Source organism: Aquimarina sp. U1-2, assembly GCF_017897595.1.
Taxonomy (GTDB): Bacteria; Bacteroidota; Bacteroidia; order Flavobacteriales; family Flavobacteriaceae; genus Aquimarina.
Map to the genome: position 1 here is coordinate 1 of NZ_JAGKIK010000154.1, position 301 is coordinate 301.

Consider the following 301-nt stretch of genomic DNA (forward strand, 5'->3'; position numbering starts at 1 on the left):
AGTAGGCAAGTATACAATCATCAATAATATCTGGCTTTATTATGCTTATACTGGTTTAAGCTTTTTATTCTATTTTTGGTGGTATCATACCATATTAAAAAATAAGCTTCAAAAAAAAGTAATCATTATACTTAGTATTCTTTTTGTTCTTATGTATTTTATTTGTGGTGCCCAGGTTGATTACCATAAGTATGTGTTTGTTTTTGGTGCTGTTTTTTTACTTGTGCTAACGGGTTTCCATTTACATGATTTAATTAATGCTGATGATTACGCCTTAAAAATTAAGTATAAACTCAGTTTT

1 protein-coding gene is annotated in these 301 nt (G+C 27.6%); it reads left to right on the forward strand.

The window, feature by feature from the left end; all coding sequences use genetic code 11:
- The coding region (locus tag J8281_RS19455; protein ID WP_210199289.1) for a hypothetical protein at positions 1-301 on the forward strand (301 nt) is incomplete at both ends.